This window comes from Vogesella mureinivorans (genome assembly GCF_007644035.1).
Classification (GTDB): domain Bacteria; phylum Pseudomonadota; class Gammaproteobacteria; order Burkholderiales; family Chromobacteriaceae; genus Vogesella; species Vogesella mureinivorans.
In genome coordinates, this window is record NZ_VMTV02001081.1 from 1 (window position 1) to 292 (window position 292).

A 292-nucleotide genomic window follows, 5' to 3' on the forward strand; every position below is an offset into this window, starting at 1 on the left:
CTGAAGGATGGCGATCTCGACATCATCGTCGCCACCGACGTTGCCGCCCGCGGCCTCGACGTCGAGCGCATCAGCCACGTGCTGAACTACGACATTCCCTACGACACCGAAAGCTACGTGCACCGCATCGGCCGCACCGGCCGCGCGGGCCGCAGCGGCGAGGCGATCCTGTTCGTGGCGCCGCGCGAGCGCCACCTGCTGCGCACCATCGAGAAGGCCACGCGCCAGCCGATCGAAGCGATGAACCTGCCCTCGGTCGATACCGTCAACGAGCAGCGCCTCAATCGCTTCC

General features: G+C 67.5%; 1 protein-coding gene. It reads left to right on the forward strand.

The window, feature by feature from the left end; translation table 11 throughout:
- Positions 1-292, forward strand: a 292-nt coding sequence (locus tag FLQ44_RS22840) for a helicase-related protein (protein WP_276607912.1), incomplete at both ends; no start/stop codon positions are given.